Origin of the sequence: Tsukamurella pulmonis, from assembly GCF_900103175.1 — a bacterium.
Lineage (GTDB): Bacteria > Actinomycetota > Actinomycetes > Mycobacteriales > Mycobacteriaceae > Tsukamurella > Tsukamurella pulmonis.
Genome location: NZ_FNLF01000002.1, coordinates 2,883,657 through 2,897,756, shown reverse-complemented (window position 1 = coordinate 2,897,756; position 14,100 = coordinate 2,883,657). Strand labels below are relative to the sequence as shown.

Sequence of the window (14,100 nt, the reverse complement as noted above, 5' to 3'; positions counted from 1 at the left end):
CTCCCAGGGCGGTGGGACTTAGTGTAGCGTCGCCTTACTCTCGCCCGCCGTGAGTGATTTCGTTGCTCAAGAAAAGGATTCGACGATGTCTCTGCGCAAGCGCTCCACACTGGCCGCCGCACTGGTGACGATGGCCTCCCTCACGATCGCCGGTTGCGGCTCGAGCGGCGACGGTGCGGCCCCGTCGGGCTCGAGCGCCGCGGGCGGCGACCTGACGCTCTACAACGCCCAGCACGACACCCTCGCCAAGGAGTGGGTGGAGAAGTTCACCGTGGAGACCGGCATCAAGGTCACGATCCGGCAGGGCAAGGATTCCGAACTGGCGCAGCAGATCATCGCCGAGGGCGACCGCTCGCCCGCCGACGTCTTCCTCACCGAGAACTCGCCCGCCATGACCCAGGTCGAGAACAAGGGGCTCTTCGCCGACGTCGATCCCGCGACGCTCGCGCAGGTCGGTGCCGGCCTCAAGCCCTCGACCGGGAAGTGGACCGGCATCGCCGCCCGATCGACGGTGCTGGTCTACGACAAGCGCAAGGTGACGCCCGAGCAACTGCCGAAGTCGATGGCCGACCTCGCCGCGCCGGAGTGGAAGAACCGGTGGAGCGCCTCGCCGTCCGGCGCGGACTTCCAGGCCATCGTCTCCGCCTACCTCCAGCTCAAGGGCGAGCAGGCCACGAAGGACTGGCTCACGGCGATGAAGGAGAACTCGAAGGCGTACAAGGGCAACGGCGCCGCGATGAAGGCCGTCAACGCCGGCGAGGTCGATACGGCGCTGATCTACCACTACTACTTCTACGGCGACCAGGCCAAGACCGGCGAGAACTCCGGCAACGTGGGCACCCACTACTTCAAGAACCAGGACCCGGGCGCCTTCGTCTCGATCTCCGGCGGTGGTGTGCTGAAGTCGTCGAAGAAGCAGGCGCAGGCCCAGCAGCTGCTCAAGTTCATCACGTCCGCGGCGGGCCAGGAGGTGCTCGAGAAGGGCACGTCCTTCGAGTACCCGGTGGGCACCGGGGTGCCCGCCAATCAGAACCTGGTCCCGATGGCGGACCTGCAGGCGCCGACCGTCGACCCGGCGAAGCTCAACGGTCCGCAGGTCGTGACGCTGATGACCGAGGCGGGCCTGCTCTGAGGCTGCTCACTCTCGCGGCCGCCGCCATCGCGGCGGTCGCGGCGGTGCCGCTGGGCTTCGTCGTCTACACGGCGATCGACACGGGTTGGGTGGAATCCGCCCGGCTCGTGTTCCGGCCCCGCGTCGGCGAGCTCCTCAGCAACACGGTGCTGCTCACGGTGATCGCGGTGCCGCTCAGCGTGATCGTCGGTGTCGGCGGTGCCTGGCTCGTCGAGCGGACCGCGCTGTGGGGCCGCAGGGCGTGGTCGCTGCTGCTGGCCGCCCCACTGGCGATCCCCGCGTTCGTCGGCAGCTACGGCTGGGTCTCGGCGATCCCGTCGCTGGGCGGTCTGTGGTCCGGCGTGCTCATCGCGGTGCTGTTCTACTACCCGCTCGTTTACATCCCGGTCGCCGCGGCGCTGAGCCGCCTCGATCCGGCGCTGGAGGAGTCCGCGGCGGCGCTCGGCCTCGGTCGGTGGGCGGTGTTCGCGCGGGTGGTCCTGCCGCAGCTGCGGCTCGCGGCGCTCGGCGGCGCCGTGCTGGTGGCCCTGCACCTACTCGCCGAGTACGGCGCCTTCGCCATGATCCGGTTCGACACCTTCACCACCGCGATCATGGTCCAGTACCAGTCCACCTTCAACGGCGCGGCCGGCTCGATGCTCGCCGGTGTGCTCGCGCTGTTGTGCCTGCTCCTGCTCGTCGCCGAGGTGGCGGCGCGCGGACGGGCCCGCTACGCCCGGGTCGGATCGGGCGCCGTCGCGACACCGGAGCGGATCCCGTTGGGCGGCTACCAGGCCGGTGCGCAGCTCGGGCTCCTCGCCCTGGTCGCCGCCGCTCTCGGGCTCCCGCTGTGGTTCGTCGTCCGGTGGACCGTGCGCGGTGCCGCGCAGACGGTGCCGGCCGACCTTCTCGAGGCGCTCGGCACGTCACTCGGCTACGGCGCGGTGACCGCCGCCCTCACGGTCGCCGCCGCCTTCCCGCTCGCCTTCCTCGCTGTGCGCCGGCCGAGCAGGACCACCCGTGCCCTGGAGGCATCGACCTACGTGAGCAGCGCGATGCCCGGCATCGTCATCGGCCTCGCGCTGGTCACCGTGTCGATCCGCGCGGTGTCCGACCTGTATCAGAGCGCGACGGTGCTGGTCCTCGCCTACGTGCTGCTGTTCCTGCCGCGCGCTGCGGTGGGCCTGCGCGCCGGGCTGGCACAGGCGCCGGTCTCGCTGGAGGAGGCGGCCCGCGCGCTCGGGGCGCCGCCGCCGATCGCGTTCGCGCGCATCACCCTCCGGCTCACCGCTCCCGCCTCGGCCGCGGGCGCGGCCCTCGTCTTCCTCGCCGTCACCAACGAGCTCACCGCGACGCTCCTCCTCGCGCCCAACGGAACCCGGACACTCGCTACGGAGTTCTGGGCCAAGAGCAGCGAGATCGATTACGCGGGCGCGGCGCCCTACGCGCTGGCGATGGTGCTGCTCTCGCTGCCCACCACCTACCTGCTGTTCCGCCAGTCCCGCCGGACGGCCGGACGCACCACCCGGACGAGAGGAGCCGCATGAGCACCGAACTCGCGCTGCGCGGACTCACCAAGCGCTACGGTGCCGACACGGTCCTGCGGGACGTCGACCTGACGGTGCCGGCGGGCTCGATCACCGCCGTGGTCGGCCCGTCGGGGTCGGGCAAGACGACGCTCCTGCGCCTGGTCGCCGGTTTCGCGCGGCCGGACGCCGGCTCCGTGCGCCTCGGGGGCGATGAACTCGCCTCCGGCGCCGCGTGGGTCGCCGCGCATCGCCGGGGCGTGGGCTACGTCGCGCAGGACGGTGCGCTGTTCCCGCACCTGTCGGTGGCGCGCAACATCGCCTTCGGGCTGGGGGCCTCGCTGCCGGTGCGCCGCCGCGCCGCGGCGGGCCGGGTCGCGGAGCTGCTCGAGACGGTCTCCTTGGATCCGGCTCTGGCGCGGCGGTATCCGCACGAGCTCTCCGGTGGCCAGCAGCAGCGCGTCGCGCTCGCCCGGGCGCTCGCGGGCAGCCCGCGGATCATGCTTCTGGACGAGTCCTTCTCCGCGCTCGACGCAGGGCTACGGGTGGCGACCCGCGCCGCCGTCGCCGAGGTGCTCGGCGCCGCGGGCATCACCACGGTGCTCGTCACCCACGACCAGGCGGAGGCCCTCTCCTTCGCCGATCAGGTCGCGGTGCTGCGCGACGGCGCACTGGCGCAGGTCGGTCCGCCGGCGCGGGTCTACGCGCGGCCCGCCTCCGAGTCCGTAGCGCGCTTCCTCGGCGACGTCGTCGTGCTCGACGGTGCGCTCGACGGCGCCGCCGCCGAGACGGTGCTGGGTTGGATCCCCGTCGCCGGGGCCGACGGTGCCGTCGCACCCGGCCCGGTGCCACTGCTGTTGCGCCCCGAACAGATCCGGATCGCGGGGGAGGGCGTGCCCGCCACCGTCGTCCGGGTCGAGTTCTTCGGCCCCGACGCCACGGTGACGCTGACGCTCGCCGACGGCACGGGCATCGAGATCCGGCACCCGAGCACCGAGCTGCCCGCGCCCGGCGACGAGGTGCGGCTGCGGGTGACCGGCGCCGCCGTGCTCCTGGATGACGCTGCGGCTCAGCGGTAGACGAGCAGCGGGACGGACGCGGGATCGAACCCGTCCGCCGATCGTGGTCCCTCGTAGGAGTAGCCGAGACGGTCGAAGATCGCGCGTTCGGTGAGCGAACCGTAGGTGTCCTCCTCGGCGTCGAAGCCGTGCTCGAAGGGCAGTGGAGTCCCCTCGTCGACGAAGAGCTCGCGGTCGGCGCCGCCGAACACGCGCACCGTCTCGTCGTTGCGCCAGAACGCGAAGACGCCCATGGAGACGACCGAGTGCAACACGAACGCGTCCACGTCGTGATCCTTCAGAATCGGGTAGCCCCAGTCGGGGACGGCCTCCATGGTCCATTCGACGGACACGTCTTCGTACGCGGCGATGATCAGGTCGCCGTACACCGCGACGGCGATCTCACCGTCCCGCGGGTAGACGTCCCGTACGAGGTCGCCGGTGCGGTGGGAGCGGCGTCGGCGTCCCCAGGAGCGTTTGCCGAGGATCTCCGTCGCCAGCGCGTCCGACGCCGCGACGTCGAGCGGCGGCAGGTCCCGCAGCCGCTCTGCGGCATCGCCTCTCGACGCCACGATGAAATTGCACTTAATTCCCATGCCACCGAGGTTACGAGCGCGGCCTTGCGGGCGGCTTGGCGCGAGCCAGTCCTCGGGCGGGGATCAGCTGCCGCCGAGCACCACGCCCTCGCGACGCGGATCCGCGCCGCCGGCGTAGACGTCGCCCTGCTTGACGATGGCAGACAGGCCCGACACCTGCGGCGCGAGGTTGAGCGTGTGTCCGAGCCGCTGCAGCTCCTCGACGACCTTGCGGCCCTCGTCGGTGCTCAGCACGGGATGCGCGCTGTCGACGTTCGTCTTCGGCGAGTTCGCCGCACCGAAGTTCGCCAGCCCGACGGCCTGCTGCGGGTTCAACTTCCAATCGGTGAGCCCGATGATCGTCTTGATCACGTACTGGATGATGACGGCGCCGCCGGGGGAGCCGAGCGCCCCGATCGCCTCGCCGCGGGCACCGTCGGCACCGCGGCCGAAGAGGATCGTGGGCGACATCGAGCTGCGCGGCCGCTTGCCCGGCTGCACCCGGTTCGCCACCGGCTGCCCCGCGGGATCGACGGGCTCGGCGGAGAAGTCGGTGAGCTGATTGTTGAGCAGGAAGCCGTCGACCATGTGGTACGAGCCGAAGGCCGACTCGACGGTGGTCGTCATCGACGCGACGTCGCCGTGCTGATCGAGGATCGTGATGTGGCTGGTGCCGTGCTCCGGCGTGGGGGTCACCCCCGGTGTCGCGGTGGGGAACTCGCCCGGCTTCGCGGTGCCCATCGTCGTGCCCCGGTCGATGAGCTTCGCGCGACCGGCGAGGTACGCCGGGTCCACCAGCGCGGCAGGGGAACCGCCGGGTAGCGGGATGAAGTCGGGATCGGCGATGTACTTGTCGCGGTCGGCGTAGGCGAGGCGCTCGGCCTCGGAGATGAGGTGGATCGCCTCGGCGGTGGGGATGCCGCCGTCGGGGCCCGGGTCGCCGCCGTGCACTGCGGCCGGTCCGAGAGTCGACAGGTCGAAGGAGTTGAGGATGCCGAGCGCCTGCGCCACGGTGATCCCGCCGGACGACGGCGCGGGCATGCCGCACAGTTCCCGGTCGCGGTAAGGCGTGCAGACCGCCTCGCGGGTCTTCACGGCGTACCCCGCGAGGTCCTCCACGGACATCGTGCCCGCCGTGCGACCGCCGGTGGTGTCGCGCACCGAGGCGACGATCGCCTCGGCGATCGGGCCGGTGTAGAAGGCCTTCGCGCCCTCGGAGGCGATGGCGCCCAAGGTCTTCGCGTACGCGGGGTTGGTGAGCCTGACGCCGGCCTTCTTCGGCGCGCCGTCGGGCTCGAGGAAGTAGGCCTTGAGATCGGCGTCGTTCCCGAAGTTCTTCGCCTCGTCCGCGATAGCGCCCGCCAGGCGGGGGCTGATCTCGAAGCCGTCGTCGGCGATCCGCACCGCCGGATCGAAGAGTTCTCGCCAGGACTTGTCGCCGTGCTCGCCGTGCACGGCCTCGAGCAGGCGCAGGGCGCCCGGGATGCCGATCGCGCGCCCGGACGACCGCGCATCGGGTTTCGGCGCCGTCGGGTCCTCGGGCGAGATCCAGCGCAGGTAGTTCTCGTCGGCGCTCGCGGGCGCCGTTTCGCGACCGTCGTAGGCCTGCACCTTCTTCGAGCCCGCGTCGTAGTAGAGCAGGAACGCGCCGCCGGCGATGCCGGAGGACTGCGGTTCGACGAGCCCGAGCACCGTCTGGGCCGCAACGAGCGCGTCGGCGGCGGTGCCGCCCTGGGCGAGGACGTCGCAGGCGGCGCGCGTGGCGATCGGGTTCGCGGTGGCGGCGGCGTAGTTCTTGGTGTGCGTGACCGGGAGGCCGGACCGGTACCCGGAGGCGCCCTCCGGGTTGGTGCTGATGTCGCGCGGCCCGTTGGGATCGGCGGTGGCAGAGGGCCGGAACATGGTGCCGTTCGGGCTCGTCGCGGCGCAGCCGCCCGCCGCGACCGCCACCGTCGACGAGGGGCCCGCGTCGGTTCCGGGCGACCCGCAGCCGGCCAGGGTCAGGGGGATCACGAACGCGGCCGCGGCCGCCGACCTGATTCGGAACATGCGGTCCTCCACGTCGATCGGGGTTCTCGCAACCTAACACCGGGCCGCGGGTCGCGCGGAGCGTTCGCGGGAGGTCAGCGGTGCGCTGCGTCGGGCACCGTCGGCGGGCAAGCGCCGCCGGGCGCGGTCACCCGTTCGAAGTGCCACCATTCGTTGTCGAAGGTGCGGCACAGGCCCCACCGGTTCCCGTTCGCCTGCAGCCACGCCGCACCCTCCCAGGGGCCGACGTCGATCGCCGCGCCCGTGACGTGGGTGGATTCGCCGGGCGGGAGGACCCACCGCCGTGCGGCGTCGGGGGAGCCGTACCGGGCGATCCCGTCCTCCCACAGCCACTGCTGCTGCGACCAGGAGCGTGCTCCGGACGTGATGCGCAGCACCACGCCCGACGCCGCGGCGCTCCGGTACGCGGCCGAGTAGGCGTTCGCCAGGGCGGGATCGAGACCCGCGGTACCGGGCGCGGTGTCCGCCGACGCCGGCGGAGTCACCAGCGCGGACGCGGCGACGGCGAGGGCCGCGGCGGGCAGGACGGCGGTACGGGGAGTGCGCATCGTCACGACTCTAGGCGCTCGCGCGTCGCCTCGGGGAGCCCGCCGAGACCTCCGCGGGAACCGTCGGCGATGGCTACCCTGAAGCGGTACCGACGATCGAGGAGGAGGGGCCGTGCGCCCGACCGGGAATCCGGACAGTGGAGCCGAGGAGCGGACCGTCGGCGAACACCGCAGCGACGGCCCGATGGATGTGCTCCTCGTGACCGGCCTGTCCGGCGCCGGGCGCGGCACCGCGGCCAAGGTGCTCGAGGACCTCGGCTGGTACGTCGCCGACAACCTACCGCCCGCGCTGATCAGCAACATGGTCGACATCTCCCTCGCCGACGAGTCGCGCATCCATCGCCTGTGCATCGTCACCGACGTGCGCAGCCGCACGTTCACCGGCGACTTCGCCAACATCCGGCGTGAGCTGGCGGAGAAGGACATCGAGCCGCGGGTCCTCTTCCTCGACGCCTCCGACGAGACGCTGATCCGCCGGTTCGAGCAGGTGCGGCGCAAGCACCCGCTGCAGGGCAGCGGCACCCTCGCCGAGGGCATCGCCGCGGAACGCCGCATCCTGCAACCCATCCGCTCCACGGCCGACCTGGTGCTGGACACCTCGACGCTCTCCGTCGCGCGCCTGCGCGAGACGATCGAGAACTCGTTCCGCACGCTGCGCTCCGGCACGATCACCGTCACCGTCGAGTCCTTCGGCTTCAAGAACGGCATCCTGCTCGACGCCGACATGGTGCTCGACGTGCGGTTCCTGCCCAACCCGTTCTGGGTGCCGGAACTGCGCCCGCTCAACGGGCTCACCGAAGAGGTCTCCGGCTACGTGCTCGGCCAGCCCGGCGCGTCCGACTTCCTCGACACCTACGCGGAACTGATCGACCCGGTGCTCGACGGCTACCGCCGAGAGGGCAAGACCTACCTCACGGTGGGGATCGGCTGCACCGGCGGCAAGCACCGCAGCGTGGCGATGACCGAGGAGCTGGTGCGCCGGCTCTCGGGCCGCCCCGGGATCGAAGTGCGTGCGGCGCACCGGGATCTGGGGCTCGAATGAGCGCGATGCGACTCGCCTCGCTCGGAGGCGGCCACGGACTGTTCGCGACCCTGCGCGCCGGTCGCGCGCTCGGGGCCGAGATCACCGCGATCGTCACCGTCGCCGACGACGGCGGATCGTCCGGCAGGCTGCGCAGCGAGCTCGGCATCATCCCGCCGGGCGACCTGCGCATGGCGCTGGCGGCGCTCATGCCCGACGACGACCGCGGCGAGTTCTGGGCGGGGATCCTGCAGCACCGCTTCGGCGGTGGCGGGGCGATGGCCGGGCACCCCGTCGGGAACCTGCTGTTGGCGGGGCTGTGCGAGGTGCTGGGCGATCCCGTCGACGCACTCGACGCGATCGCGGACCGGTTCGGCGTCCAGGGGCGCGTGCTGCCGATGGTGCCGGGCCCCTTGCGGATCGAGGCCGATGTGACCGGGCTCGAGGACGACCCCCGGCTTTCGCGCGTGATCCGCGGGCAGGTCGCCGTCGCCGTCACGCCGGGACACGTGCGCCGAGTGCGGCTGCTGCCCGCGAACCCGATTGCCTGCGTCGACGCCGTCGAGGCGATCCTCGGCGCCGACGTGGTGACCCTCGGCCCGGGCTCGTGGTTCAGCTCCGTCATCCCGCACGTGCTGGTGCCCGAGCAGGTGGATGCGCTGCGGCGCACCTCCGCCCGTCGCGTCCTGATCCTCAACCTGGCCCCCGAGCCCGAGGAGACGGGCGGGTACTCGCCCGAGCGGCACCTGCACGTTCTCGCCGCGCACGCCGACGGGCTGCGCTTCGACGACGTCCTCGTCGACGCGCGGACGGTGCCGCCGGGGGCCGAACGCGAGCACCTGATCCGCGCGACCGCGCTCCTGGGGGCGACGCCCCATTTCGTGGACGTGGGCGTCCCCGGTACGCATCAGCACGACCCCGAGGCACTGGCAGCCGCGATCGCGAAAGTGGCCTACAGTGAACTCCCGGACCGCGAATAGGCAACCTTTCCCGTCTCCCATCCGATGTAGTCGACATTTCCCTAGGAGGGGCCCGCAGTGGCGCTGACATCCCAGGTCAAGGACGAGCTGAGCAGGCTCTCCATCACCCAGGTGAGCGCTCGTCGCGCCGAGGTCGCCTCGTTGCTGCGCTTCGCCGGCGGGCTGCACATCCAGGGCGGGCGCGTGATCGTCGAGGCCGAGGTCGACATGGGGATCACCGCCCGGCGCCTCCGCAAGGAGATCCTGGATCTCTACGGCTACAACTCCGACGTGCACGTCCTCAGCGCGGGCGGGCTGCGCAAGGCCGCCCGCTACATCGTCCGGGTGGTCAAGGACGGCGAGGCGCTCGCGCGGCAGACGGGCCTGCTCGACATGCGCGGCCGCCCGGTCGTCGGCCTGCCCTCGCAGATCGTCGGCGGCTCGGTGCACGACGCGGAGGCCGCCTGGCGCGGCGCGTTCCTCGCGCACGGCTCGCTCACCGAGCCCGGCCGCTCCAGCGCGCTCGAGGTCTCCTGCCCGGGCCCGGAGGTCGCGCTCGCCCTCGTCGGCTGCGCGCGCCGACTCGGCGTCACCGCCAAGGCCCGCGAGGTGCGCGGCGCCGACCGCGTCGTGGTCCGCGACGGCGAGGCCATCGGGGCCCTGCTCACCCGCATGGGCGCCAACGACACCCGCCTCGTCTGGGAGGAGCGGCGCATGCGTCGCGAGGTCCGGGCCACCGCGAACCGTCTGGCCAATTTCGACGACGCCAACCTCCGCCGGTCGGCCCGCGCCGCCGTCGCGGCCGCCGCGCGCGTCGAGCGGGCGCTCGAGATCCTGGGCTCCGACGTGCCCGACCACCTGGCCCAGGCCGGCTCGCTGCGCGTGCAGCACCGGCAGGCCTCCCTGGAGGAGCTCGGGCAGCTCGCCGATCCGCCCATGACCAAGGACGCCGTCGCGGGCCGGATCCGCCGCCTGCTGTCGATGGCGGACAAGCGCGCCGCCACCGACGGGGTGCCGGACACCGAATCCGCCGTCACCGCCGACATGCTCGACGAGGGCTGAGCGTATTAACAAATAGTCAATTCGCCCGTGTGGATACCATGGGCTCGTGGGCGAATCGGAAACGGACGACTCGACGCGCGGGATCGGTACGGCCGGATGTGTCCTCAGAGTGCTGTCGCTGGCGGCCCTGCTACTTGCACTTCTCGTCGCGGTCTTCGTCGTCATCTACGCGCCGGAACTGCATGAGGCGTCGCGCCGGATCCGTGAGCCCGGTGGCCGGTGGTTCGGCCGGGAATGGCCGGCGTGGCTCGCCGTGTGTCTCTGGCTGGTGACCGGTGTGCTGGCGGCGGGGCACCTCGTGGTCCTCGCGGTGATCTACGGCTATGCGCTGATGGCGTCCGTACGCCGGCTCTACTGGTGCACGCACCGACTCCGTGCTGTGCGGCGCTGGCGGTCGATCGCGGCTGCTGCCGGAATCGGGCCCGTGCGGCGCTGGGCGGCACTGAGGGCCGGGACCAACGACTCGACGAAGAAGTCGATCCGGCGGCTGTGGGCCGCGCGGACGCCGCCCTGGCTCGGCCGCGGTCTGTTCCTGATCGGCGTCGTCGCCACGCTCGGGCCGTGGGTCGCGGCGGGTGCCGACCTGACCTCGACGCCCTCGGGGCTGATCATCTTCGTCCTCGTGGCGTTGGTCTATCTCAGTGATGAACGGGCGCCGGGTGTGTTCGCCTCGCGCGCCGCCGACGGGGCGCAAAAGCCGAGTGAACGGGCATGATCGGCATCAAAAGCAGAACTGGTAATAACCAAGCAGGCGGGGTGTTCCGGGGCTACCGTTGACGAGCAGGTATTCCTGACTCGAAGGAGCACTACAGTGACGGTTCGCGTAGGTATCAACGGATTCGGCCGCATCGGCCGCAACTTCTTCCGGGCGGTCGACGCCCAGCGGGCACTCGGTACCACCGACGTCGAGATCGTGGCGGTCAACGACCTGACCGATAACGCGATGTTGGCGCATCTCCTCAAGTTCGACTCCATCCTCGGGCGCCTCGACGAAGAGGTGGTCGCCGACGGCGACACCATCCGCGTGGGTGATCGCGTCATCAAGGCCCTCGCCGTGAAGGAGGGCCCGGCAGCGTTGCCGTGGGGCGACCTGGGCGTGGACGTCGTCATCGAATCGACGGGCATCTTCACCGACCGCGCGAAGGCGCAGGGACACATCGACGCGGGCGCCAAGAAGGTCATCGTCTCGGCGCCGGCGTCCGGCGCCGACCTCACCGTGGTGATGGGCGTCAACGACGACAAGTACGACGGCAGCCAGCACGTCATCTCCAACGCCTCGTGCACCACCAACTGCCTGGGCCCGCTGGCGAAGGTGGTCAACGACGAGTTCGGCATCGTCAAGGGCCTGATGACGACCGTCCACGCCTACACGCAGGACCAGAACCTGCAGGACGGGCCGCACCGCGACCCGCGACGGGCGCGTGCCGCCGCCATCAACGTCGTGCCCACCTCCACCGGCGCCGCCAAGGCCATCGGCCTCGTGCTGCCGGAACTCGACGGCAAGCTCGACGGCTACGCGCTGCGCGTGCCGATCCCCACCGGCTCGGTCACGGACCTGACGGTGCAGCTCGCGAAGAAGGCCACCGTCGAGGAGATCAACGCCGCGATGAAGACGGCGGCCGAGGGACGGCTCAAGGGCATCCTCAAGTACTACGACGCCCCGATCGTCTCGTCGGACATCGTCACCGACCCGCACAGCTCGCTCTTCGACGCCGGGCTCACCAAGGTCATCGACGATCAGGCTAAGGTCGTGTCCTGGTATGACAACGAATGGGGCTACAGCAACCGCCTCGTCGACGTGACTGATCTGGTAGGTAAATCGCTCTGATGACCGTTTCCACTCTTTCCGACCTGCTCTCCGAGGGTGTCGAGGGACGCACCGTCCTGGTCCGCAGCGACCTGAACGTGCCGCTCGACGACGACGGCGTGATCACCGACGCCGGCCGCATCATCGCCTCGGTGCCCACGCTCAAGGCGCTCGCCGAAGCCGGCGCCAAGGTGATCGTCACCGCGCACCTGGGCCGCCCCAAGGGCGAGCCCGACCCGAAGTTCTCCCTCGCGCCCGTCGCGACGGAACTGGCGGAGCGCCTCGGGCGCAACGTCCAGCTCGCCGGCGACGTCGTGGGCCAGGACGCGCTCGCGCGCGCCGAGGGCCTCACCGACGGTGACGTCCTCCTGCTGGAGAACGTGCGCTTCGACCCGCGCGAGACCAGCAAGGACGACGCCGAGCGCGAGGCGCTCGCGCGCGACCTCGCCGAGCTCGTCGACGTCTCCTCGCACGCGGGTGAGGGCGCCTTCGTCTCCGACGGCTTCGGCGTCGTGCACCGCAAGCAGGCTTCGGTCTTCGACGTCGCGAAGCTGCTCCCGGCCTACGCCGGCGGCCTCGTGGACGCCGAGGTCAAGGTCCTCGCGCAGCTCACGGAGAACCCGTCGCGGCCCTACGCGGTCGTGCTCGGCGGCTCCAAGGTCTCCGACAAGCTGGGCGTCATCCGCGCCCTCGCCCCGAAGGTCGACACGCTCGTCATCGGCGGCGGCATGGCCTTCACCTTCCTCGCCGCGCAGGGCTACTCGGTCGGTGACTCGCTCCTGCAGGAGGACCAGATCGAGACCTGCGAGCAGCTGCTCGAGGAGTTCGGCGACGTGCTGCATCTGCCGATCGACGTCGTGGTCGCCGACGCCTTCGCCGCGGACGCCGCGTCGAAGACCGTCGCGGCCGACGCGATCGAGGACGGCTGGATGGGGCTGGACGTCGGTCCCGAGTCGGCGCAGCGCTTCGGCGCCGTGCTCACCCAGGCCAAGACGGTCTTCTGGAACGGCCCCATGGGTGTGTTCGAGTTCCCGGCGTTCGCGGCCGGCACCAAGGCCGTCGCCGAGTCGGTCATCCGGGCCACCAGCAACGGCGCGTTCACCGTGGTCGGCGGCGGCGATTCCGCTGCGGCGGTGCGCACCCTGGGCCTCGACGAGGACGGCTTCAGCCACATCTCCACCGGCGGCGGCGCCTCACTGGAGTACCTCGAGGGCAAGGAGCTCCCGGGGCTGAAGGTCCTGGAGGGCTGATCGATGAGCCGTAAGCCGCTCATCGCGGGCAACTGGAAGATGAACCTCAACCACCTCGAGGCGATCGCGGTGGTGCAGAAGCTGGCGTTCGCGCTGCCGGACAAGTACTTCGCGCACGTCGACGTCGCGGTCATCCCGCCGTTCACGGACCTGCGTTCGGTGCAGACCGCCGTCGACGGCGACGATCTGAAGATCACCTACGGCGCGCAGGACCTGTCCCCGCACGACTCCGGCGCGTACACGGGCGACATCTCCGGCGCCTTCCTCGCCAAGCTCGGCTGCACCTGGGTGGTGGTCGGCCACAGCGAGCGCCGCACCCTGCACGGTGAGACCGACGAGGTGGTGCTCGCCAAGGCGAAGGCGGCGCTCCGGCACGGCCTGACCCCGATCGTGTGCATCGGCGAGGGGCTCGACGTCCGTGAGCAGGGCGGCCACGTCGCCCACTGCGTCAATCAGCTCTCGGGGTCGCTCGCGGGGCTCACCGCCGACGAGCTGTCGAAGATCGTGATCGCGTACGAGCCCGTCTGGGCCATCGGCACCGGCAAGGTGGCGACCCCGCAGGACGCGCAGGAGGTGTGCGCCGCGGTGCGCGCCGCCGTCGCGGAGCTGGGCGGCGCCGAGGTCGCGGCCGGGATCCGCGTGCTCTACGGCGGATCGGTGTCGAGCAAGAACGTCGGCGAGCTCGTCGCGCAGCCCGACGTGGACGGCGGCCTGGTGGGCGGCGCCTCGCTCAAGCCCGACGAGTTCGCCGCGCTCAGCGCGATCGCGGCCGGCGGGCCGCTGTAACAGGCGGCGGCGGGCCGGGCCGGGCGCGGCCGAACGCCCTGATCGAACGACGTCGACCGGAAGGTACACTGGATCCTCGTGGAAACATTGCAGCTGGTGCTGAAGATCGCGATCGTCGTGCTGAGCGTGCTGCTGGTGGTGCTCGTGCTGCTCCACCGCGGTAAGGGCGGCGGCCTGTCGTCACTGTTCGGCGGCGGCGTGCAGTCCTCGCTCTCGGGGTCGTCGGTGGTGGAGAAGAACCTCGACCGCGTGACGATCTTCGTCGGCATCATCTGGACCGTGTGCATCGTCGGCGTCACGCTGAGCATCAAGCTCAGTTCCTGAGCCGCGCCCAACACCGCGTCGAGC

The 14,100-nt window shown here is 71.3% G+C and carries 14 protein-coding genes; 11 read left to right on the top strand and 3 right to left on the bottom strand.

What is annotated here, in order from left to right; translation table 11 throughout:
- Window positions 1-85 precede the first annotated feature (85 nt).
- From BLQ62_RS14220 to BLQ62_RS14210, 3 genes are read left to right on the top strand one after another with little or no spacing between them, the layout of a single operon-like run.
- Window positions 86-1,132, top strand: coding sequence for an iron ABC transporter substrate-binding protein (locus BLQ62_RS14220; RefSeq protein WP_068568607.1), 1,047 nt, complete (start codon window positions 86-88; stop codon window positions 1,130-1,132).
- Complete coding sequence (locus BLQ62_RS14215) at window positions 1,129-2,658, top strand: ABC transporter permease (protein ID WP_170842952.1); 1,530 nt, start codon at window positions 1,129-1,131, stop codon at window positions 2,656-2,658. The genes BLQ62_RS14220 and BLQ62_RS14215 overlap by 4 nt, the downstream gene beginning before the upstream one ends.
- A complete protein-coding gene (locus BLQ62_RS14210; protein WP_068568605.1) occupies window positions 2,655-3,716 on the top strand; it encodes an ABC transporter ATP-binding protein in 1,062 nt (353 codons plus the stop codon). Before BLQ62_RS14215 ends, BLQ62_RS14210 begins: the two co-directional genes overlap by 4 nt.
- On the opposite strand, the gene BLQ62_RS14205 is transcribed toward BLQ62_RS14210, so the two are convergent.
- The 3 genes from BLQ62_RS14205 to BLQ62_RS14195 form a co-directional block, all read right to left on the bottom strand.
- Window positions 3,707-4,267 (bottom strand): DUF6928 family protein, encoded by a 561-nt coding sequence (locus BLQ62_RS14205; RefSeq protein WP_068568603.1) that lies wholly within the window; start codon window positions 4,265-4,267, stop codon window positions 3,707-3,709. The genes BLQ62_RS14210 and BLQ62_RS14205 overlap by 10 nt on opposite strands.
- Before the next feature lie 87 nt (window positions 4,268-4,354).
- Window positions 4,355-6,319 carry a gamma-glutamyltransferase family protein gene (locus BLQ62_RS14200; protein ID WP_068568917.1) on the bottom strand — a complete coding sequence of 655 codons (1,965 nt, stop codon included), beginning with the start codon at window positions 6,317-6,319 and terminating at the stop codon, window positions 4,355-4,357.
- A 74-nt stretch (window positions 6,320-6,393) separates the two neighbouring features.
- Window positions 6,394-6,867: a M15 family metallopeptidase gene (locus tag BLQ62_RS14195; protein ID WP_068568916.1), complete on the bottom strand. Its 474-nt coding sequence runs from the start codon at window positions 6,865-6,867 to the stop codon at window positions 6,394-6,396.
- A gap of 184 nt (window positions 6,868-7,051) precedes the next feature.
- On the opposite strand from BLQ62_RS14195, the gene rapZ reads away from it, so the two are divergent.
- The 8 genes from rapZ to secG all read left to right on the top strand — a co-directional run bounded on the left by rapZ (window position 7,052) and on the right by secG (window position 14,076).
- Window positions 7,052-7,909, top strand: a complete 858-nt coding sequence (rapZ, locus tag BLQ62_RS14190; RefSeq protein ID WP_068534179.1) for an RNase adapter RapZ — start codon at window positions 7,052-7,054, stop codon at window positions 7,907-7,909.
- Window positions 7,906-8,868 (top strand): gluconeogenesis factor YvcK family protein, encoded by a 963-nt coding sequence (locus BLQ62_RS14185; RefSeq protein WP_068568601.1) that lies wholly within the window; start codon window positions 7,906-7,908, stop codon window positions 8,866-8,868. Before rapZ ends, BLQ62_RS14185 begins: the two co-directional genes overlap by 4 nt.
- A 63-nt stretch (window positions 8,869-8,931) precedes the next feature.
- Window positions 8,932-9,909: a DNA-binding protein WhiA gene (gene whiA / locus BLQ62_RS14180; protein WP_176582435.1), complete on the top strand. Its 978-nt coding sequence runs from the start codon at window positions 8,932-8,934 to the stop codon at window positions 9,907-9,909.
- A gap of 46 nt (window positions 9,910-9,955) precedes the next feature.
- A complete protein-coding gene (locus BLQ62_RS14175) occupies window positions 9,956-10,624 on the top strand; it encodes a hypothetical protein (protein ID WP_139184210.1) in 669 nt (222 codons plus the stop codon).
- 96 nt (window positions 10,625-10,720) lie between these two features.
- Window positions 10,721-11,737 carry a type I glyceraldehyde-3-phosphate dehydrogenase gene (gene gap, locus BLQ62_RS14170; protein WP_068568595.1) on the top strand — a complete coding sequence of 339 codons (1,017 nt, stop codon included), beginning with the start codon at window positions 10,721-10,723 and terminating at the stop codon, window positions 11,735-11,737.
- Window positions 11,737-12,966 carry a phosphoglycerate kinase gene (locus tag BLQ62_RS14165; protein ID WP_068568593.1) on the top strand — a complete coding sequence of 410 codons (1,230 nt, stop codon included), beginning with the start codon at window positions 11,737-11,739 and terminating at the stop codon, window positions 12,964-12,966. The genes gap and BLQ62_RS14165 overlap by 1 nt, the downstream gene beginning before the upstream one ends.
- A 3-nt stretch (window positions 12,967-12,969) precedes the next feature.
- Window positions 12,970-13,752, top strand: coding sequence for a triose-phosphate isomerase (tpiA, locus tag BLQ62_RS14160; protein ID WP_068533943.1), 783 nt, complete (start codon window positions 12,970-12,972; stop codon window positions 13,750-13,752).
- An 87-nt stretch (window positions 13,753-13,839) separates the two neighbouring features.
- Complete coding sequence (gene secG, locus BLQ62_RS14155; RefSeq protein ID WP_068533941.1) at window positions 13,840-14,076, top strand: preprotein translocase subunit SecG; 237 nt, start codon at window positions 13,840-13,842, stop codon at window positions 14,074-14,076.
- Window positions 14,077-14,100: the final 24 nt, after the last annotated feature.